Below are 20486 nucleotides of genomic sequence, written 5' to 3'. Positions count from 1 at the left end.
CACATGCGCCGGCAAATGCAAAGGAAAGTTTGACGCGAGCCATTTGACGGCGCGCTATGGCACACTTCGCGTCTGCGTAATTTCCTTGCACCGGGCGGCCGGATTCCGCCCCATCCTGCCATGCCGCGTCAGACTGCCCGTTCGATGAACCACGCCACGCCGAAGATCGCCGCGACGATCGCGCTGTCGTGCGCGCTGCACGGATTCGCGCGGGCCGACTGCCTCGACGACGCGGCCACGTTCCAGAAGGTAAGTGTGAGCCTGCTGCGCGGCATCGCTCAGGTCGAATCGGGAATGAACCCGAACGCCGTCAACACCAACACGAACGGCACCGTCGACATCGGGCTGATGCAGATCAACAGCACCTGGCTGCCGACGCTCGCGCGCGAAGGCATCTCGCGGGAAAGCCTGTTCGACGCGTGCACCAATGCGTACGTCGGCGCGTGGATCCTGTCGCAGAACATCCGCCAGCTCGGCGCCAACTGGAACGCGATCGGCGCGTACAACTCCGCGTCGCCCGACAAGCGCCTCGCGTATGCGCGCAAGGTCTATGATGCAATCCGGACCATGCCGGATTCGCCGGATACTCCCATGCCCATCCTGCCACCCTCTTTCACGCCGCCGCAGCAGGTGCAGGCGTACAACCCGTTCGCAAGCCTGAGCGTGTCGGCGCCGCCGGCCGCGCGTGCCCGCACGCTCGCGCCGGCCGCCCCGCCGCCGCCGCCGCAAGGCGGCCCCGCCGGCCCGGCCGGCACGTATAACTTCGGCTGGACGGTCACGGGTGCCGACCAGGCCAAGCCGACCCAGGTGTTCGACGACGGCGCGCGAATCTACGTGCAATTCAGCGACATGAAGCACGTGCCGGCGATCTTCACCGAGACGTCGTCAGGCCGCGTGCTGATGTCGTGGGAGCTGCAGTTCCCGTATGCCGTTCTGACGCGTCCCGCGCAAACGTTAATCTTCCAGCTCGGGCCGTTCGAGGCGCGCGCGCAGCGCGGCGCGGCGGGGGCGACCGCTCAGGCAGGCACGGGGACGGCAGCGGGCACGCAGCGTTCGGGCGCGGCGGCAACGGCCGCCACGTCGCCGACGGTGAAGCACACCGCCGATGCGTCGGCCAAGCGCACTGCATCGTCCGATGCGCTCTGGTATATCGATACGGCATCGACGTCGGGTTCGGCAGCGACCTCGAGTACGGCAAATACCTCGACGGCATCGACCACGTCGCAAACGCCCGCGACTTGGCCCACCGCAGTGACGTCGAACACGCCGCCCCCCGTCGCGACACCTCAGGCGCCGGCCGCGACGAAGCCGGCTGCGCGCGTCAGCACCGACGCGCTCTGGTATCTCTCGAAGTAACGCACGCGCCGGCCCGCCGCGTCACCCGCGCCGCACCCAGATCACCTTGCCGTCGCGAATGCCGAGGTCGCGGCGCTCCTGGCGATAGTCCATCGTGCCCGGCAACGACTGGCCGTCGCGCTCGAGCACGCGCCACAGGCAGCCGTCGAGCAGCGCGGCCGCCTCGGTCTCGGTCTTGCCGATCAGCGCATCGTCCGGCGCGGCGTCGGCCTTGCATGCGTTCACGGCGCCCGACGGAGCCGGGTTCATCACCGCGCCGCCGGCGGTGGCGTTGGGGTGTTTCGTGTTCATGTCCGCACATCCTGCAAAGGTTGCGCTCGCAACGAGTGCCACGAGCATCGCGATCGTTTTCTTCATCGGTTCCTCCCTGAAGTGCCCCGGCCGTTCATGCGACGCATGACGTGAGCCGCCGGGCATTGCGTGCGTCATCGACTCCGCGCGCGGCACGAGCCGCATCCCGGCGGATGCGGGCCGGCGAACGGCGGCACTGCGCGACGCGGTCAAGCCACTTCGCCTTACCTGTGTCGCGGGCCCGGCGTCGCGCCGGACCCGCGTGCATGTTACCGCACGCGATCCGCAGCAACCGTGACCGCGGCGCCGGCATCCCGCATGCGCGATGCGGGCCGGCGTCCCGTTCAGAACTTGTACGTCGCGCCGGCCATCCCGTAGTAATTGCTGCGCGTCTGCACGATCGGGCTGTCGCCATAACGCCCGAGCAGGCGCGTGAAGCCGCCGGTCGCACGCACCGACCAGTGCCGCGACACGTCCCAGTTCCACGCGAGCGACAGCGTCGCGCTGTCGACCCCGCCGCTCGTCGAATACGGCCTGAACCCGCTCGCCAGCGACTGCGCGTCGGTCACGCCGTAGAACGTCTGCATGTAGCGTCCCGTGCCGGCGTGCACGCTGCCCGTCGCGACGATCTCGTGCCGCGCGGTCTTGAACACCGGCACCGCGAGATCAACGTGCCCCGACACGCCGCGCGACGTATGCGTCACCGGGGCGTCGACCGTCACGCTCAGCTCCGCTGCATCGAACAGCGTCAGCCCTGCCCGCACGCCGACGAGCACCGAGCCCGGAATTCGGCCCATCCCCTTCAGGTAATCCGAACCGGGCAGGTCGAAGCGGTTCTCGTCCGTGCGGCCCACGTCATAGCTCACCGCCGCCGACACGAACGCGCCGTGCGGCAGGTCCAGCCGATAGCCGGCGCCCGCGGTGCTGTCGATGAAGAAGCCGTTGCCGAACTTCGCGGAGAAACCCGGCGCAACGACGCCGCGATACTGGTTGCTCCCCTGGTAGCGCGGCATGAACCCGCCGCCGAGCGAAAGTGAGTACTGGTTTTCCGCGTGGGCGGCGGCAGCAAGGGTCAAGCCGGCAAGCGGCACGCAATAACGGGAGCGGCGAAGGGTTGGGCGCACAATGTTGAAATAAGAGTGACGGAGCCCGAAGTCTAGGTGCCGCCGTGCGCCGGGACTGTCCGGAATCTGCGGGGAATCTGTGCTCAATTGTGTTCGATTGTTCGCGATTGTCGTCCTGCTGTCCGGGCCGCCGGAACGCCGGATAGAATTCGCGTGCCGCGCCGCGCGCCCGCCTGCCGTGATGCGGGGCGACGCGTGCACATCGAGGAGACCATGTACGACAATCCGCTCAAATACCGTGTACTGCTGATCGAGGACGACGATCGCCTCGCGCAGCTCGTGCGCGAATACCTCGACAACTACGAATTCGCGGTGACGGTCGTGCGACGCGGCGATCTCGCGGTCGCGGCGGTGCGCGAGCACCAGCCCGCGCTCGTGATCCTCGACCTGATGCTGCCGAACCTCGACGGGATGGAAGTGTGCCGGCGCATTCGCGCATTCACCAACGTCCCGGTGCTGATTCTCACCGCGCGCGCGGACGTCTACGACCAGGTCGCGGGCCTCGAAACCGGCGCCGACGACTACGTGACGAAGCCGATCGAGCCGCGCGTACTGGTGGCGCGCGCCCGCGCGCTGCTGCGCCGCGCGCAACCGGCCGCTTCGGACACGCCCGCTGCCGCGCCCGAAGCGCTGATATTCGGAGAACTGACGATCTCGCCGCCGAACCGAACCGTCACATGGCGCGGCGAACCTGTCGACCTGAAGACGGCCGAGTTCAACCTGCTGCTGATCCTCGCGCGTGCGGCCGGCACCGTGCTGAGCCGCGACGACATCCTGAAGCAGTTGCGCGGGATCGAGTTCGACGGGCTCGACCGCTCGGTCGATTCCGGCATCTCGAAGCTGCGCCGCCGCTTCGAGGATGCGTCGTCGGAGCCGCACAAGATCAAGACGATCTGGGGCCGCGGCTACCTGTTCAGCCCTTCCGCGTGGGACGAATAAATGCTGCGCCCGTTGATCAGGCTGTACCTCATCGTGATCCTGTTCGTCGCCGGATCGATCGCGTTCATCCAGTTCTCGTTCGACCGGATCTTCTACGATCGCGTCGCGCAGGCGCAGCGCGATTCGCTGACGACCTACGCGTTCGTGCTGAACGATTATCTGGAGCGTCATCCGGGCGCGCAGCGCATGCTCGCGCTACGCGAACTCGCGAAGCACGGCAACGAAGGATTCGGCTTCATGACGATGGCCGATGCCCGCGCGCAATTGAGCGGCGCACCGCTGCGCGACCTCGACGCTGGCCGCATCGCGATCAGCTACGACGCCAAGGATTACTACATGCCGCTCGCGGACGGCGCCGTGCTGCATGCACGTCCGACCGAGGCGCCGGACCTCGACATCAAGATCTACGCGTACCTGCTGCTCGCGCTCGCTGCGCTGTTCGCCGTGGTGCTGTGGATCTCGTATCACTGGCGTGACCTGCGCAAGCTGCAGGCCGCCGCGCATTCGTTCGGCGCGGGCAACCTGTCGACGCGCGTGAAGCTGTCCGGGCGATCGAACATCTACGAGCTGTCGCAACAGTTCAACGACATGGCCGAGCGGATCGAGGCGTCGATCAAGCAGCAGCGCGAAATGATGCACGGCATCTCTCACGAGCTGAAGACGCCGCTCGCCCGCCTCGAATTCGGCCTCGCACTACTCGCCGACTCCGACGACAGCGGCCGGATGCGCGAACGCCGCGACGAACTGCGACGCGACGTGCGCGAACTCGACGATCTCGTGACCGAACTGCTGACGATCGGGCGGCTCGAACAAGGCGCAAGCGAGCTCGCGCCGATGGACGTCGTCGTCGATGCGCTGATCGACAGCGTGGCCGGCAACGTCGCGAACGACGTCGCCGACCGCGGCCTCACGCTCGGCGTGTCGACGACCGACGCCCCTGCCACGCACGTGTGCGATCCGAAGCTCGTCGCACGCGCGCTGCTGAACCTGATCCGCAACGGCGCACGTTACGCGTCGCGCACGGTCCTGCTGTCCGCGACGCATGACGCGTCCGGCGCGCTGGTGCTGAGCGTCGACGACGACGGCCCTGGCATTCCGGTCGCCGAACGCGCGCGCGTGTTCGAACCGTTCCAGCGGCTCGACTCGAGCCGCGACCGACAGACCGGCGGGTTCGGGCTCGGGCTTGCGATCGTGCGACGCGTCGCGCTCGTGCACGGCGGCGACGTGCGGCTCGAGGATTCGCCGCTCGGCGGCGCACGCTTCGTGATTTCGCTGCCGCCGCGGGCGTTGCCGGACTTCCTCGGCGACGCACCGGAGAGCACGGCGCGCGGCCAGGCCCACCACGCATCGTCGATTTCACTGCGTCAATGAATGCAGACGGGGCGTCGCCGCCCCGTCACCCGCCGGTCCTGAACGCGGGCAGTTGCTGCCCGAGCCGCGCGCCCATTTCCGCGCCGAGCGCCTGCAGCGCATTGAACGGACGGATCATCACTTCGAATTCGACGATCCTTCCGTCGGCGTCGAAGCGGATCATGTCGATCCCCTTCAGCCGCTTGTCGCCGACCGTCGCACTGAATTCCAGCACGACGCTCGTGCCGTCGTCGTCGGCGAACGCGCGGTGATATTCGAAGTTCTCGAGAATCGTGAGCACCGTGCGCAGCGCGAGCAACAACGCGGGCGCCGGCCCGTACGGCTTGAACGCCATCGGCGAACGGAACACGGCGTCCGGATGGACGATCGTGTCGAGCTCGCTGAAATCCTTGCGCGCGAGCATCGCATGCCACGCAGCAAGCGAGGACGCGACGGCGGGTTGCAGATTCGACAGGGGTTGCATGGTCAGCGACTCCGGTAACGTCACACGAAAGAACCTTGATCGAAGGCGGCGCCCGGTCGGGCCGCCGCCGCGTGAATCGGCACCGGCGTAATCACGCTTCCGGCAGGATCACGACCTTGCCCTTGACCTGCCGGTTCGCCATGCGCGCAATTGCGTCGGCCGCACCCGCGAGCGGCACGCGCTCGGTGATCGCGGGCCGCACCTTGCCGGCCGCGAACCATTGCGCGAGCTGCCGCATGTTCGCCACATGCTGCGCGGGGTCGCGCCGCACCGCGTCGCCCCAGAACACGCCCAGGATGTCGCGTTCCTTGAGCAGTGCAAGGTTCAGCGCGATCTTCGGAATTTCGCCGGCGGCGAAACCGACCACGAGGAACCGGCCGCGCCACGCGGTCGCGCGCAGCGCGGCTTCACTGTACGCGCCGCCGACCGGATCGTAGACGACGTCCGCGCCGCGTCCGCCGGTCAGTTCGTCGACGCGGCGCCGCAGGTCCTCGGTCGCATAGTCGATCGTATCGTCGGCGCCGGCTTCGCGGCACAGCGCCAGTTTGTCCGCGCTCGACGCGGCCGCGATCACGCGCGCGCCCAGCGCCTTCGCGATCTCGATCGCGGCGAGCCCGACACCGCCGGCCGCGCCCAGCACCAGCAGCGTCTCGCCCTGCTGCAGGCGCGCGCGCTGCTGCAGCGCATGCAGCGACGTGCCGTAGGCCAGCACGAGCGCCGCGCCCTGCTCGAACGTCATCCCCGGCGGCAGCGCGGCGATCTGGTGCACGTCGGCCACGCACTGCTCGGCGAAGCCGCCGTGGCCGGTGAACGCGACCACCTCGTCGCCCGGCCGCCAGGCGCTCACGCCGTCGCCGACCGCGTCGATCACGCCGGCGAATTCGGCGCCGGGCGAGAACGGCAATGCCGGCTTCACCTGATACAGGCCCTGGACGATCAGCGCATCGGGGAAATTGAGCGACGCCGCCTTCACGCGGATCCGCACCTGACCGGCTGCCGGTTCGGGAATCGCGACGTCCTCGATACGCAAGCGGTCGATCGGGCCGAATGCGGTACACAACAGGGCTTTCATGCTCTCCATCCTCCTTACGCGACATCGCCGCGCATCGATACGGCAGCGGGACGCGCCCGCGAGCGGCGCAGGCCAGGCGGCCCGCACCGCGACACCATCATCCGTGCGGCGCGAACAGGTCGGCAGCAAATGCTGGCGGGAAATTTAGCACGGTCGTTCGGAAGCGACAATGGCAAGTCGCCCCGACGGCGAACCGGGGCGATGGCGGCAGGCGAAGGTGAAGAGTGGTCGATACCGGCACGCGACGCGCCCGGCTCACGCATGCGGCGGCTAACCCGCGTCGTCGGCCAGCGTGCCGAGCGGCACGAAAACGTAACCCTTCCCGCGCACGGTGCGGATATAGCGATAATCGCCGACCGCCTGCTCGACCAGGTTGCGCAGCCGGAAGATCAGCACGTCGAGCCCGCGCTCGGAGCGCCCGGCCACGCTCAGTCCCAGCAGCGCGAGAATCTCCGCGCGCGACAGGACGCGCATCGGCTGCGAGATGAACAGTTCGAGCAGCGCGAATTCACTCGCACGCAACCCGAGGTCGGCTCCCGCGCGCGTCGCGCGCCGCGTGACGAAATTCACCTCGATGTCGCCGAATGCATAGGATTCGGGTTTCCCGCGCCCGCGCCCCGGCTCCGGGCGGTGCGACGCGTACCGACGGATCGCGCTGCGCACGCGTGCGATCAGTTCCATCGGCTCGAACGGCTCGACGACATAGTCGTCCGCGCCGAGCTCGAGCGCGACGACCTTGTCGACCACTTGCGCATTGCGGCTGATCACGATCACCGGCATGTCGTGACCGTCGCGCCGCAGCGCACCGAGCGCCATGTGGGACGTCGTGGCCGGCCGTTCGACCCGCAACACGATCAAGGTGGGCGGTGCCGCCGTCACGTGCCCCGGCAGCAGCGACACGTCGTCGAGCGCCGACGTCTCGATCTGGCAGCCGCGCAGGAGCGCGCGAATCATGTCGCGCATCCGCGGATCGGGATCTACGACGAGAACTTGGGTGGTCATGGACAATCGTCCGGCACGACGGCCCGCCCGGCGCATCGCGACGTCACGTCGACCTGCCGTCCGACCGGAACGGCCCGGCACGGCCTGTTCGAACCCGCGAGCGTACGGCGCCGGCGACTACACATGCATGCAGCAATCGAGACTCGTCAGGAAATAGCTCAGGCTCTTGCGGATCGACGTCTCGACGTCCCGCACGTCGCGAGCCGGGGGCGACTGCCCGAGCAGCGTCGCGACGATGTCCAGCGCTTCCCACGGATGCCGGTCGTCGTAATCGGCATGCAGCTTGAGCCAGCGCATCGCGCGATGCCGCACGGCCGGATCGAACTGCTGTTCGTACGGCGATGCGCACAGCAACGCACTCCACTCGCCGGTCACGCCTTCGATCGCATAGTTGGTCGCGGCGATGCTCGGCGCGAGCGCGTCGGTGCTGCCGCTCCTCCAGCACCAGTGGCTCAGCGCGAATCCGGCGAGCGGCGCGTCGCCGTGCAGCAGCATGTCGATCGTGACCCCCGATTCCGCGGCCCAGTTGGCCCAGTGATCGACGTGATTCTGCTCGACGCGGATATTGCGGATCAGATAGCGCCGCGCCTTCTCGTCGCCGCGCGACCGAAAGGCGGCGGTCTTCAGCAGGTTCATCGCCATGTATTCCGGAAACTGGCTGACCACGGCCCAGCCGGTCACGAAGAATGCGCGCAGTTGCGACGCGCGCAGCGTCCCGCCGCTCATCGCCGCAAACACCGGATGCGCGCGGACGCGCGCCTTCAGCTCGTCGGTCGCGCCGACCACGTCACGCAGCCAGGCCGGATAGCTCGCCAGGTCCATCAAGTCGCCGGTCAGTTCAAATGGAGCACTCATGCGTTCGTTCCTCGCTTGTTCAATGGAATCCCCCTTCCTGCCAGGGCGCGGGGCGGCTGAAGTAATAGCCCTGGCAATAGTCGACGCCCAGCGCGCGAAGCATCTCGGCCGTCGCCGTGTCCTCGACGTGCTCGGCGACGGTGCGGTACTGCATCACGTGCGCGATGTCGTTGATCGCGGACGCGATGCCGCGCTTGATGCTGTCGGACGTCATGGTCGACACGAGGCCGCCGTCAATCTTCAGGTAATCGACCGGCAACTGGCGCAGATACGAAAACGACGACATGCCGGCGCCGAAGTCGTCGAGCGCGAAGCGGCAGCCGAGGTCGCGCAGCTCGCACATGAAACGCGACGCGACCTCCAGGTTGCGGACCGCGCTCGTCTCCGTGATTTCGAAACACAGCAGCGATGGGTCGAGCCCCGACGCCGACAACTCGGCGATCACGAACTCCACGAAGCGCTCGTCGGTGATCGACATCGCCGACAGGTTCACGTTGTATTCGACGTACTGGCGCTGTTCGAGCCGCGCGAGGCGCCGGATCACGGTGCGCACGACCCAGCGATCGATCATCGTCATGTGGCCGTAGCGCTCGGCGGCCGGCAGGAAGACCGGCGAGATCAGCTTGCCGTCGGCGTCCGGGATGCGCAGCAGGATCTCCGCGCGCTCCTGCGCGCCGAGCGCCGGCTGGATCGGCACGATACGTTGCGCATACAACTGGAACGAATTCGTTTCGAGCGCCGTCTTCACGCGCCGGCTCCACTGCATGTGATACGCCTGACGGCCCGAGTTCATGTCGCGCGCATCCGCGACGTGCACGCGGTTGCGGCCGCGATCCTTCGCGACGTAGCACGCGATGTCGGCCATCTGCATCGCCTTCTCGACGCTCTCGGGCCGGCAGGCGAGATCGAGCACGCCGATGCTCACGCTGATCTTGAACGGCTCGCCTTCCCACTGGAACGTGAAGTCCTCGAGACATGCCCGGATACGCTCCGCCTTGCCGCCGTCCGGCGCGCCATTGCGGGCGGCCGGCAGCAGGATGCCGAATTCGTCGCCGCCCAGCCGGCCGAACACGTCGTCGTCGTCGAGACAGCGCGCGAACACCGCCGTCGCGTCGCGCAGCAGCGCATCGCCGGCCGCGTGCCCGCACACGTCGTTGACTTCCTTGAAGCCGTCGAGGTCGAGCACCAGCAACATTCCGCCACCGCGCTGCGCCAGCGCGTCGCCCAGGCGCCGCTCGAACGCCGTGCGGTTGATGAGGCCGGTCAGCGCGTCGTGCGACGCCTGCCACGTCAGCTTCTCGATCAACTGGTATTCGCGCGTCATGTCGCGCAGGATCAGCACGTAGCCCACGCAGCGGCCGGCGGCGTTGTCCATCTTCGACAGCGACGCGCGCACGGACACCGCCGAGCCGCACACGCGGATCAGGTCGAGATCGCGGGTGAAGGTGTGGTCGCCGCTGTTGCTGAGCGACGCGAGCAGCTTGATCGACATGCCGGTCGACGTGTCGATCAGGTCCAGCACGTCGTTGATCGGTTTGCCGACGCACAGCCGCGACGACGCGCCGAGCAGCTGTTCGGCCGCCGGATTGACGGTCTCGATGCTGCGCGTGAGGCCGATCGTGACGATCGCATCGGCGACCGAGCGCAGCGCGGCTTCGGCGAACGCCTGGCTCCGGTCGAGTTCGGTCTGCATCGACACCTGCTGGCGTTGCGCGCGGCTCGCCCATCGCACCGACAGCAGGATGATCAGCAGCGACGCCACGACGTACGGCAGGAACAATTGAATGACGGCCGAGCGGAATTCGGCGCTCAGCTCGGCGGAGAAGCGCTTCGGCAGCGGTTCGATGCGCGAATTGAGATCCCAGATCGCGCGGTTCAGGCGGCTCGTGCGCCGGACGTCGTCCGCGTGCACGGACTCGCGCAGTGCGTTGGCGATCGCCCGCAGGTCGACCAGTTGCCGGTCCGCGTCCTCCCAGTATTGCAACGCGGCGTTCAGGCGCGCGAAGCTGCTCAGGATCGGATAGAACCACACCACCGCCGCCGCATCGACGGGATTGATGCCCGCCTCGATCAGCGCCCGGCGCGCCACGCCGTGGTCCGGCGGCACGCTCGTCATCGCGCGGCGCGCGACGCCCAGGAACGCGAGGGTCCGGTCGACCGCCCGGTAATCGTCGAACAATTTTTCGTCGCCGGTCTGCCCGTAGCGGCTCAGCAGGATGATTTCGTCCTTCTGCGCCTTCGACCAGCTGCTTTCGCCACCGACGTACACGCGCAACGACATGATCACGATCAGGCTGACGGCGACGAACCCGGCCAGCGCGCCGATCACGACGACGATCGGCAGAATGCCGAGCGCCGGACTCCATGGCCACACGTGAAACGAGCTGCGCTGACTCTGGAGCTTCGAAATGTTTTCCATACCTGAATGACTGCTTTTCTGATTCTTCTCGATGCACCGGCCTGCCGCGTCGATGCGCGTCCTGCGTTCAGGCCTCTCCCCCTTCCATGCTCGCGACGCGCTGGCGCTCATGCAGGCGCGCCGGCACGACGCGCCGGCGACTAGGTCGTCCGGATACGTCGCGACAACCCGGCACCCGCATTCGTACCCGCATCGATCGCGAGGATGCGGCGCGTTTCGTCGCGGATGACCCGATGGCAGTCGCAGCCCTGCCGTTCGAGACCGTCGAGATCCGTCAGCACGACGGCACCGCGATGCTGATGGATCAGGCCGAGTTCGTGGAGCTGCCGCGTGGTATCGGTGACGGTCTCGCGACGCACGCCCAGCATCTGGCCCAGCATGCCGTGGGTGACCGGAATCTCGATGCTGCGCGAGCGCTCGTAGGCGATCAGCAGCCAGCGGCTCAATTGATGACGCATCACGTGATGGCGGCTGCAGAACATGACCTGCGACGCCTGGGACAGCACCAGCTGCATCCGCACGAAGACCTGCCGGCGGATCGCCGCCGATGCGTCGCACGCGTCGGCGAAACGGTGCGCATACAGCCGATACGCGAACCCGCCGCGATAGACGACGACGCGGCGCTGCATCGCGCTGCCGATGACGTCGTCGCACACGAGGCCTTCGCGGCCGATTTCCGTCACGCCGAGCGTCGTCTTGCCGCCCGCCGTGTATTGCAGGGAAATTCCCGCGGTCACCGGAAAATAGACGGCCTCCAGATCGTCGCCGGCATCGCACAGCACCTGGCCGGTCTTGAGATTCGAAAGCATCAAATGAGGCGCCAATTCCGAACGGCTGATTCCGTCGAGCGCAGACAGGAAATGATTGGCACCAAGTGCATGCGGCAACTCGATGACGTTGTTGGCCTGATCTCTCACGGCGCACCTCGTACGTTGTATCCCTGCCCCTCGGCCACCGAACCTTTCTGCTGTTTTCACCGCACCGGTTTAACGGTTTTTTCCGCCTTATCATCGCGGTGACATTGAGCAAAAAGGTATCACGCAGCCCAACCGTTCGCGACACTCCGCGCTCGTTACATGAAGTAATTTGACAGTTCGGTTCGCCATCCGAAGATACTTGCACCATCAATCAAAAATCCACGATTTAAACTTGTTCCGTATAAGGCGGATTGCTCGATGGATCATTGGAAATGACGGGGGAATGCCAATACGGGGTAATGCGATTTACTCGGAAAATTAAAATCATTCTCGAATCGAAAAGAATGCGGGAAACGTGGGCTATCGCACACTTTTCGCGCGACATGTTTGGGAGCCGTGGCGGCGCGCACTCGGAAACCGGTGCTAGCGCGCCGATGCCGCGGCCCTGCCCGCGTCGAGCGATGCGGCCCGCGATGCATCCGGCGGATCCGAGAAATTGCGCCGCCGCAATTGGGCGATCTGCGCATCGTGCACGTCGGGCGCAAGCTGCTGCGCGTCGAGCCGGTCGCGTTCGGCCGCATAGTCGCGATAGCGTGCTTGCCACGCGTCGTCGTCCTGCTGCATCCGCACGACGCGCGCGGCAACATCGGCACCGAGCTGCGCGCGCAGCGCATCGGGCGTTGCGCGCTGGCCGTCGAGCCTCGCAACCGTTGCAATCGCGTCGCGTTGTCGCGACGCGCGCTCGCGTGCGTCGCGCTCGCCGGGCGGCAGCGCCTGGTCGAGCGCGGCAAGGCGCGCGCGCTTTTGCGCATCGCCGAGCGTCGGATCGCGCGCGATCCTGATCCGGTCGAGGTCGTCGCCCTGCCGCCGGACATCCGCGTCGAAGAACGGCGTGCTCCAGTCGCCGAGCCAGCGGCGCGCGAGTGCCGCGCGCCGCTCGAGCTCGCCCGCGATCGCGTCCGGATCGAGACCGGCGCCGGCCTGCATCGCGCCCGGCTGCGTATCGAACGCGGCGAGGCACGCGCGATAGCGCGGCCACACGTCGAGCGCGTCGCGGCGGGCCGCCGCGCCGATCGGTTGCGCGTCGATCTCGCGCGCGACCAGCGCATCGAGCGCCATGGGCGTCAGGTCATGCTGCGCAAGCAAAAAGTAATCGAAGAATTCCCGCACCGCGCGCACTTTCGCGAGGTGCCCGTCCGGCGCGACCGGCAGACTCGGTGCACGCGTGCCTGCAAGCGATGCCGGCAACGCGACATCGGATGCGACAAGCATCGGCTGCGCCGCCGCACCGCGCGGCGCGGCACGGCTGGGCGGCGGCGCAGCCGCGACAGCCGGCGACGCAGCCTGACGACCAAACACGTGCCACGCGGCGGCGACGGCGATCGCCCCGGTCGCGCCGTACAACACGGCGCGGGACAGCGCGGTCCGGACTTTCATCGCTCAGACGCCCCGCAGCTTCAGCCGGTTCGCCTGCACGCGCAGCGTGGCGACCGGGTCTTCCGCATACGCGCCGCGAATGCCGAGCAACTGATTGATCGCGTCGAAGTGATTCCAGCGATAGCGCGTCGAGATCACCGTGCCGAACAGCGAACTGCAGGTCGACGTGAAACCGTCGTTCGGGCCCGCGCCGGCCAGCGCCATGATGTTGCCGGCCGTCAGGAACACGAGCGTCGACGGATCCAGCACGTTCGCCGGATCGATGACCGGAATCACGCTGGTGTCGACCGCGCCGGTCACGATGCCGAGCAGCGACACCGGCTGATACGCAGCCCCGCTCCACGAGTACAGCAGATGCACGTTGCCGCCGATCGTCTCGACCGGTGCGCCGGTACCGCATGCACCGGCGCCAAGCCCCGGGCTCGGAAACAGCTGGTTGAACCGCGCGGCATAGGTCGTGCTCAGTGCGTTGAGCGCGGCGATGGCGTCCTGATTGGTGTTGTGTGTGTTGCTGGTGAGGATCCCGAACAGGTTCAGCAACGCGCCGAACACCGGCGTCGACAGGCCGGTCGGGTCCAGCTTCAGCGCGCCCAGCACGAAGTCGGCGAATTGCGAGCCGCGATGCGGCGTCGCGATCGTCGTGACCGACGCGACGAGCGCCGGTGCGACCGACGCCACGTAGCGCGACGTCAACCCGCCCTGGCTGTGGCCGATCAGGTTCACCTTGGCCGCACCCGTCACCGCGAGCACTTGCTTCACGTAGGCCAGCAACTGCTCGCCGCGCCCGTTCGGGCCGAGGTCGCTCTGGAAGCCGGAGAGGTCGGCGACGTAGACGGTCGCACCATGCCGCTGAAGGTCAGCCTGGATGCCGTACCAGTACGGCAGGATGCCGAAATAATCGTCCGTTCCGGTCAGCCCGTGCACGAGGATGATCGGATAACGGGTCGCCGCGTAGTCGTCGACCGCCGTCTGCGCACCGGCCTGCGCCGGACCCAGCACGACGCACGCGAGCAGCACGATTCGAGCGATGAACCCCGCGCGCACGCGCGACACGCATCGCGCCGCCACGGCGCGCAGGACCGTCGCGACGCCCTGCACGGCGATATCGGCGCGACGACGCGGCGCGATACGCCGGTTGATGTCGATGTCATGCATTCTCACTCTCCCATACGGCATGCGCGGCCACGCGCCGCTGCCACGCGATGAACAGCGGCGCGCCGACGACTTCGAGCGCCGTGAAGCCGACGAACGGCGGCCACGGCAACCCGAGCGCCACGAGCGACATCAGCCGCCCGACGCCGCCGAGAAAAATCATCATCCACAGCGTCGCGAACAGCCGTCCCTGCCGCTCGATCCGCGGGATCACCGAAAACGCCGCGAGCCCGAGCCCGAACCACACGCCCGCATAGAAACGCAGGTTGCCGTCCAGCGTCGCGTCGGCCGGCAGCGCGATGCCGAGCGACGCGTACAGCGGATCGCGAATGCCCATCATCCCGAGCACGCCGGTGATCGTCGGAACCAGCGCAAGCACGGCGGTCGCCGCCTGGAGCGCGCGTTTGCTCATTCGAATTCTCCTTGCGTCATCGATAAAAAATGCCCAGCACCTGAATGCTCGTCGACTCCGGCATCGCACCGAAGCGGCTCCACGACGGGCCGCCCTGATGCAGCCACTGCAGCGCGACGTCGAACCGGTCGAAGCGCCGCCGCATTTCGAGCCAGTATTGCCGGCCGCCGCCGAGATCGGCCTGCACGAAACCCGACAGGTCGAGGCGCCGAACGCCGACGTTGCGCCATGCCGCCATCACGAACACGCCGTGACGGGTCTGCAGTTCCTGTGCGGCGATCGACGTCTGCACCGCGCTGCCCCATGCCATCGGGTTCGCGCGCTGCAACGACCGCCATTGCGCCGCGTCCGCGCCACCGCCGTTGCTCTGGAATTCGGCGGTCAGCGAAAGATCGACCGGCAGCGTCCACGTCGCGCCTATCGACGAACTGCTGCGGAACGCGCGATCGTCGGCCGCGCCGGTGGCACGCGCGATCAACGAGCGCCGGTAGCCGCCCGTCCATTCGACGTATGCGACCACCGAGTTGCCGAGCAGCACGCTCAGATTCTGGCCGAACTGCGGCGCCTGCCCGCTTTCGCCGTAGACGATCCATTGCGGCTGGATCGCCGCGCTGAGCCGCTGGCTTGCGACGAGCATCCAGCGATCGACGCCGTTGGTGCGCTGCAGGTCGGACGCCGCGGCCGGGTCGCCCGGCACGCTGCGGCGCTCGAGCCGCGGCGACAGCAGCGCCGCGAGCGAGCCCGTGTCCCACACCCGCTGTGCGCGCAGCCCGACCGTGCCGAGCCGGTTCGTGTGCCGGCTGTCCGGATCGGGCGGCACGTCGAGGCTCACCGCGCCAGCGCGGAAGAAGTCGGTCGGGTTGTAGCCGATCGCCGCGCCGAGCCGCTCGTTCACGCGGCCTGCGTCGACGACGAATGCCGGCGACGCGCGCCAGCTCGCATACGCTTCCTTCACGAGCGTCACGTCGCGCGACGACGTGCGCGATGTGCCGAGCGGATCGAACCGGTCGAAGCGCATGGAGAAATGCGCGGCGAACGACGGCGTCAGCCACTGCCCGTACTCGAACTCGATCGACAACTGGTTGCGGCCGGCCTCGCCGCCGTCGCGATAGCGGCTCGCACGCAGCGCGTCCTGCACGTTCAGCTTCCACGGCTTCGCGGTGTCGGGCGGCGTCGCGGCCGGCTGGTCGGCCAGCGCGAGCGCCGCGGCATCGGCTTCGTCGACGCCGGCCGTGCCTCCCGTCCCGTCCGCCCCGCCCGCATCCGCCGCGTGCACGCACGCCGGCAGCAACGCAAACGCGACCGCCGCGATCCGGCCTCGGCGTCGCACCGTCATTGCGCCTGGAAGCGAGACAGGTAGTCGCGCTGCAGCCATGCATCGGGAATGTCGCGCCACGCGTAGTCGGAAAAGCGCATGACCGTGACCCAGTTGCTGTCGAGCCCGTCGATGATGACGGTCTCGGTCGGCCGCTCGACGCCGAGCTGCATCGTGTAGCGGCGATAGAACGCGGTCTTCAGCAGGCGGTCGCTTTCCGAATAGAAGCGCGCCTTCAGCGGTCGGTTGTTCGCCGCGTCGATCCAGATCTCGATGCGGCGATACGTGAGCCCCTCGCCGTGGCCGGTGAGCGCGAGGCGGTACGCGCGGCGCGTCTGCCGATCGCCGTCGACGATGTCCTCCACGCCCTTCAGCTCGGCCGTATAGTCGTGCGCGAGATTGACCGTCACGACGTCGCCGTTCGCGGCCTGGCCGAGCAGCCGCTGGTCCGGTGAGATCCGCACGCTCGCCTGGTTCGCCGGGTCGTAGAACCACAAGTCGTTGCCGTTCTTCAGCATCAGCTTGCCCGTGTCGCGCGCCGGCGCGACGAAGCGCACCAGCGTGCGGAACGCGCCGCCGGGCGCGTCCGGCTTCGAATGGATCGACAGCGTATTGCCGTCGACCTGCTTGCCGGAGCGGTACTCGACGAGCGTCGCGGTCAGCACGAACGATTTCTCCGGCGTGCGGATCGCGTCGCTCGCCGCGAGCAGCTTCTGCGGATTGGGCGTCGGCTGCGCGTGCGCGACGCCGGTCAGGAACGAAAGACTCAGACAGCATGAAACGAACAGGCGACGCACGAGCGCTCTCCCGAAAGTGAAGTGAACGAAAAACGCGGCAGCCGGGCGACATCACACATGCCGCAGCGCATCGACGATCGACAGCCGCGCCGCGTGCCGCGACGGCAGCCACGCGGACAGCCCGGCCACGCACGCGAGCCCGACGAACGTGACGGCGATGGTTCGCCACTCGCCCCACACGCGCACCGTCAACGCGACGGCGTCGATTCGCGCGGGCGGTGTCCACGCGAGCCCGCTGTGATTGACGATCGAGGCGATCGCAAGCGCGACCAGCACGCCGAGCGACGCGCCGGCCACGCCGAGCAGCGCGCCCTCGCAGACGAACAGCCGCTGGATGCCGCCGCGCCGCATGCCCATCGCGCGCAGCGTGCCGATCTCGACGGTGCGCTCGATGATCGCGGTGCTCATCGTGTTGCTGATCACGAACAGCACGATCGCGCTGATCAGCACGAACACGAAGCCGAAGATCACCGAGAACATCCGGTTGGTCTGGTCGTAGAACGGGTTCAGCGTCGCGAAATCGACGACGTCGAGCGGCTGGCCGTCGAAGCCGCCGTGCAGCAGTTGCTCGATGCGCGCCCGCGCCGCGGGCAGATCGGCCGTGCGCGCGAGCTGGATCTCGATCGCGGTCGCGCGCGGCGCGGCGCCGCCGTAGACGAGCCGCTGCGCCTGCGGCAGGCGCACCGCGAGATATACGTCGTCGAGCTCCTTCACGCCCTGCTGGTCGGCCTTCACGACCGAGAAGCGGCCGACGTTCGGCGCACCGCCCGCGCTCGCGGTCAGCACTTCGACATGGGTCGCGCCGTCGGCGGCCGGCCGCGTGCCGGCCTCGGCCTGCGCGAGCGCGAGCACGTCGGGAGGCGCGCTCGCAGCCGGACCGTCGGCGGCCGGCTCGGCCGGGCCCGGCGGCGCATCATGGCAATCCGGCACGCGCAGCGGTGCGCACAGGTGCAGCACGCGCGCGACGCCAAGGCCGACGATCGCCGCGTCGTCGGCGCTGCCGCGCAACGCGAACGCACGCGGCCGCAGCGGGAACCCGTACGCGTTCCATTGCTGCATCCGGTACTGGTCGTCCGGAATCGCGCCGAAGCCCATCACGGTGCGCGACACGCCGGCCGCAAAGTTGCCGGCGATCCCGCCGAACTGCAGCGTCGGCGTGACGACCTGCAGCAGCGGCACGAGTTGCGGATCGCGCCGCAGTCGTTCGATCAGCGCCGGGTAATCGCGAATCCCGTATGCAGCCGGGTCGCCCGTACCGTACAGGAAATAGCCCTGACGCTGGATCTGCAGGTGGCCGCTGCGCTGCACGAAGTCGGTCTGCAGGCCGAGCGTGATGTCGCGGCTGAAGCCGCCGAACAGCAGGATCGCGCTGACGCCGACGATCATCGCGAGCAGCGTGGTGAGCGAGCGCCGGCGGTTACGCTGCAGATTGCGCAGCGCGAGCATCAGCGTATGGGTCATCGGCACACCTCCTGCGTCGCCGTGTCGCCGCCGGCCCGTTCGTGGCCGACGATGCGGCCGTCGAGAATCCGGATCACCTCGTCGGCCACCTTCACCACGTGCGGATCGTGCGACGACACGATGAACGACACGTCGCGCTCGCGCTGGATCGTGCGCATCAGTTCGATGATCGCGTGCCCGGTCGCGCTGTCGAGGTTCGCGGTGGGTTCGTCCGCGAGGACCATCGCGGGCTCGGCCGCGAGCGCGCGCGCGATCGCGACACGCTGGCGCTGGCCGCCCGACAGCTGGCTCGGCCGGTGCCGCGCCTTGTCGGCCAGGCCGACCGCGTCGAGCAGGTCGCGCACCCGCGCGGCGCGGCGCGCCGGCGCCCAGCCTGACATCAGCAGCGGATACTCGACGTTTTCGTAGGCGGACAGCACCGGCAGCAGGTTGAAGGTCTGGAACACGTGGCCGACATGGCGCGCGCGAAAATCGGACAACGCATCGTCGGACAGCGACGCCGTGTCGTGACCGGCTATCGTCACGCGCCCGCTGTCGGGGCGGTCGATGCAACCGATCAGGTTCAGCAGCGTCGTCTTGCCGCTACCCGACGGGCCGCTCAGCACGGTGAAGCGGCCCGCGTCGAGCGTCGCCGACACGTCGGCGAGACCGGTCACGCGCACGCTGTCGAGCAGGTACGTCTTCGACAGGTGTTCGACATGCACGAGGCTCACGACGCACCTCCCGCGCGCACCGCATGCACCGGCGCCGCCTTCGACGCATCCGCGCCGGCGCCGCCGGACACGGCCGGCAACGCGCGTATCAGCCGCCGCAACTGCAGCCGGTACGCGAAATGCTCGACCTCGATCACGTGCCGCGGCGTGCGATGGAATGCGATGCCGCCGCTCCAGTCCGAGCGGCCGCGCCGGATCAGCCGGTCGATGCGTGCGGCCTTGCGCGGCGCCGTGTCGCGCGCATGCAGATAGCGGGCGAGCAATTGCGCCTGATAGTCCATCAGCGGCCAGTTGCCGGTCGACGTCTGGAACAGCCCGATGAAGAACAGATCGCGATGCTGCGCGTCGAACAGGTTCAGATACAGCGACGGTTGCTGCTTGCGCCATTGCAGGTGTGCCTGGTCGATGAACGGAAAGCTCGGCTGGTAGCCGGTCGCGTACACGATCACGTCGATCGGCTCCTCGCTGCCGTCGACGAACGCGACACGATCGCCCTTCAGTTCGCGCACGTCCGGCCGCGCGTCGAGATCGCCGTGACCGAGGTGATAGAACAGCGTCGAGTTGATGATGAAATGCGATTCGAACAGCTTGTGGTCGGGCTTGCGCAGCCCGTAGTGCTCCGGCTGTCCGGCCGTCGTCAGGCGCAGCAGCCGTTCGCCGAAAAAGCGCCGCGCCCAGAGCGGCATGCGCAGCCGCAGCGGCCACTCCGCCCACTCGTCCGCCGGCATCCCGAACAGGAATTTCGGCCAGTAGTAGTAGCCGCGGCGCGTGCTGTGGAATACCGCGCTCGCATGATGCGACGCCTCGACCGCGATGTCGCAGCCGGAATTGCCGGCGCCGACCACGAGCACGCGCTTGCCGTCGAAGATCTCCGGTGTGCGGTACTGCGACGAATGAAGCTGCAGCCCGTCGAAATGCCCCGGATAGTCCGGCAGTTGCGGATGCGACAGATGCCCGTTGCAGACGATCACGCCGCGATAGGTCCGCACTTCGCCGCGATCGAGTTCGACGCGCCACTGCGTGCCGCCCTGCACCGGCGCGATCTCGAGCACCGAACGGCCGAATTCGATCCGGTCGTACACGCCGAAGCGCCGCGCGTACGCGCGCAGATACGCGAGCGCCTGGTCGCCGCGCGCGTAGGTCGGATAGTCGTCGGGGATCGGAAAGTCGGTGTATTCGGAAAACCGCTTCGAGCTGATCATGTGGATCGAGCGATATACCGCGCCGCTCGGCCGTCCGTAGTACCAGTTGCCGCCGACGTCGTCCTCGCGCTCGATCACGTCGAAGCCGATGCCGGCCGCGAGCAGGTTCTTCGCGGCGGTGATGCCCGCCGCGCCCGCGCCGATGATGCAGTACCGCGCGCCGTCGTTGCGCTCCGTCATGTTGAGCC

Annotated in this window: 19 protein-coding genes; 3 read left to right on the top strand and 16 right to left on the bottom strand. The window is 68.0% G+C overall.

Features of this window, described 5'->3' with window-relative positions; all coding sequences use genetic code 11:
- Positions 1-120 precede the first annotated feature (120 nt).
- Complete coding sequence (locus HWX22_RS25385) at positions 121-1356, top strand: transglycosylase SLT domain-containing protein (RefSeq protein ID WP_175916625.1); 1236 nt, start codon at positions 121-123, stop codon at positions 1354-1356.
- 21 nt (positions 1357-1377) lie between these two features.
- Here the strand turns inward: HWX22_RS25385 and HWX22_RS25380 are convergent, their stop codons facing one another.
- Both HWX22_RS25380 and HWX22_RS25375 read right to left on the bottom strand, forming a co-directional pair.
- Positions 1378-1713, bottom strand: a complete 336-nt coding sequence (locus tag HWX22_RS25380) for a hypothetical protein (protein WP_059816357.1) — start codon at positions 1711-1713, stop codon at positions 1378-1380.
- A gap of 278 nt (positions 1714-1991) precedes the next feature.
- Positions 1992-2738, bottom strand: coding sequence for a MipA/OmpV family protein (locus HWX22_RS25375; RefSeq protein WP_175916624.1), 747 nt, complete (start codon positions 2736-2738; stop codon positions 1992-1994).
- 246 nt (positions 2739-2984) lie between these two features.
- On the opposite strand from HWX22_RS25375, the gene HWX22_RS25370 reads away from it, so the two are divergent.
- Together HWX22_RS25370 and HWX22_RS25365 are read left to right on the top strand one after the other, a co-directional pair.
- The gene (locus tag HWX22_RS25370; RefSeq protein ID WP_175911726.1) at positions 2985-3710 is read left to right on the top strand and encodes a response regulator; all 726 of its coding nucleotides are present in this window, start codon (positions 2985-2987) and stop codon (positions 3708-3710) included.
- Entirely contained in the window at positions 3711-5081 is a 1371-nt protein-coding gene (locus tag HWX22_RS25365; RefSeq protein ID WP_175916623.1) for an ATP-binding protein, read from the top strand. It begins immediately after the preceding gene.
- A gap of 25 nt (positions 5082-5106) precedes the next feature.
- On the opposite strand, the gene HWX22_RS25360 is transcribed toward HWX22_RS25365, so the two are convergent.
- The 14 genes from HWX22_RS25360 to HWX22_RS25295 all read right to left on the bottom strand — a co-directional run bounded on the left by HWX22_RS25360 (position 5107) and on the right by HWX22_RS25295 (position 20478).
- Positions 5107-5550: a nuclear transport factor 2 family protein gene (locus HWX22_RS25360; RefSeq protein ID WP_175916647.1), complete on the bottom strand. Its 444-nt coding sequence runs from the start codon at positions 5548-5550 to the stop codon at positions 5107-5109.
- 85 nt (positions 5551-5635) lie between these two features.
- Positions 5636-6616, bottom strand: coding sequence for an NADPH:quinone oxidoreductase family protein (locus HWX22_RS25355; RefSeq protein WP_175916622.1), 981 nt, complete (start codon positions 6614-6616; stop codon positions 5636-5638).
- A 270-nt stretch (positions 6617-6886) separates the two neighbouring features.
- A complete protein-coding gene (locus tag HWX22_RS25350) occupies positions 6887-7618 on the bottom strand; it encodes a response regulator transcription factor (RefSeq protein ID WP_175911733.1) in 732 nt (243 codons plus the stop codon).
- A gap of 117 nt (positions 7619-7735) precedes the next feature.
- Entirely contained in the window at positions 7736-8473 is a 738-nt protein-coding gene (locus HWX22_RS25345; protein WP_175911735.1) for an iron-containing redox enzyme family protein, read from the bottom strand.
- A 19-nt stretch (positions 8474-8492) separates the two neighbouring features.
- Positions 8493-10892: a bifunctional diguanylate cyclase/phosphodiesterase gene (locus HWX22_RS25340; protein ID WP_175916621.1), complete on the bottom strand. Its 2400-nt coding sequence runs from the start codon at positions 10890-10892 to the stop codon at positions 8493-8495.
- Between the two features lie 140 nt (positions 10893-11032).
- Positions 11033-11809, bottom strand: coding sequence for a Crp/Fnr family transcriptional regulator (locus HWX22_RS25335; RefSeq protein WP_059815545.1), 777 nt, complete (start codon positions 11807-11809; stop codon positions 11033-11035).
- 423 nt (positions 11810-12232) lie between these two features.
- A complete protein-coding gene (locus tag HWX22_RS25330; RefSeq protein ID WP_175911739.1) occupies positions 12233-13246 on the bottom strand; it encodes a lipase secretion chaperone in 1014 nt (337 codons plus the stop codon).
- 3 nt (positions 13247-13249) lie between these two features.
- Entirely contained in the window at positions 13250-14401 is a 1152-nt protein-coding gene (locus HWX22_RS25325) for a triacylglycerol lipase (RefSeq protein ID WP_244135285.1), read from the bottom strand.
- Positions 14394-14810: a DUF4345 domain-containing protein gene (locus HWX22_RS25320; protein WP_175916620.1), complete on the bottom strand. Its 417-nt coding sequence runs from the start codon at positions 14808-14810 to the stop codon at positions 14394-14396. The genes HWX22_RS25325 and HWX22_RS25320 overlap by 8 nt, the downstream gene beginning before the upstream one ends.
- A 16-nt stretch (positions 14811-14826) precedes the next feature.
- Positions 14827-16146, bottom strand: coding sequence for a hypothetical protein (locus tag HWX22_RS25315; protein WP_175916619.1), 1320 nt, complete (start codon positions 16144-16146; stop codon positions 14827-14829).
- Positions 16143-16922, bottom strand: coding sequence for an outer membrane lipoprotein-sorting protein (locus HWX22_RS25310; RefSeq protein ID WP_175916618.1), 780 nt, complete (start codon positions 16920-16922; stop codon positions 16143-16145). The genes HWX22_RS25315 and HWX22_RS25310 overlap by 4 nt, the downstream gene beginning before the upstream one ends.
- Positions 16923-16973: 51 nt before the next feature.
- Entirely contained in the window at positions 16974-18383 is a 1410-nt protein-coding gene (locus HWX22_RS25305; protein WP_175911744.1) for an FtsX-like permease family protein, read from the bottom strand.
- Positions 18380-19096, bottom strand: coding sequence for an ABC transporter ATP-binding protein (locus tag HWX22_RS25300; RefSeq protein ID WP_175916617.1), 717 nt, complete (start codon positions 19094-19096; stop codon positions 18380-18382). Before HWX22_RS25300 ends, HWX22_RS25305 begins: the two co-directional genes overlap by 4 nt.
- On the bottom strand, positions 19093-20478 hold the full coding sequence (locus HWX22_RS25295; protein ID WP_059700632.1) for an NAD(P)-binding domain-containing protein: 1386 nt from the start codon (positions 20476-20478) through the stop codon (positions 19093-19095). The genes HWX22_RS25300 and HWX22_RS25295 overlap by 4 nt, the downstream gene beginning before the upstream one ends.
- Positions 20479-20486: the final 8 nt, after the last annotated feature.

The sequence above is a fragment of the Burkholderia sp. BCC1638 genome (genome assembly GCF_902833195.1).
Lineage (GTDB): Bacteria > Pseudomonadota > Gammaproteobacteria > Burkholderiales > Burkholderiaceae > Burkholderia > Burkholderia diffusa.
This window is presented reverse-complemented; position numbering and strand designations above follow the sequence as displayed.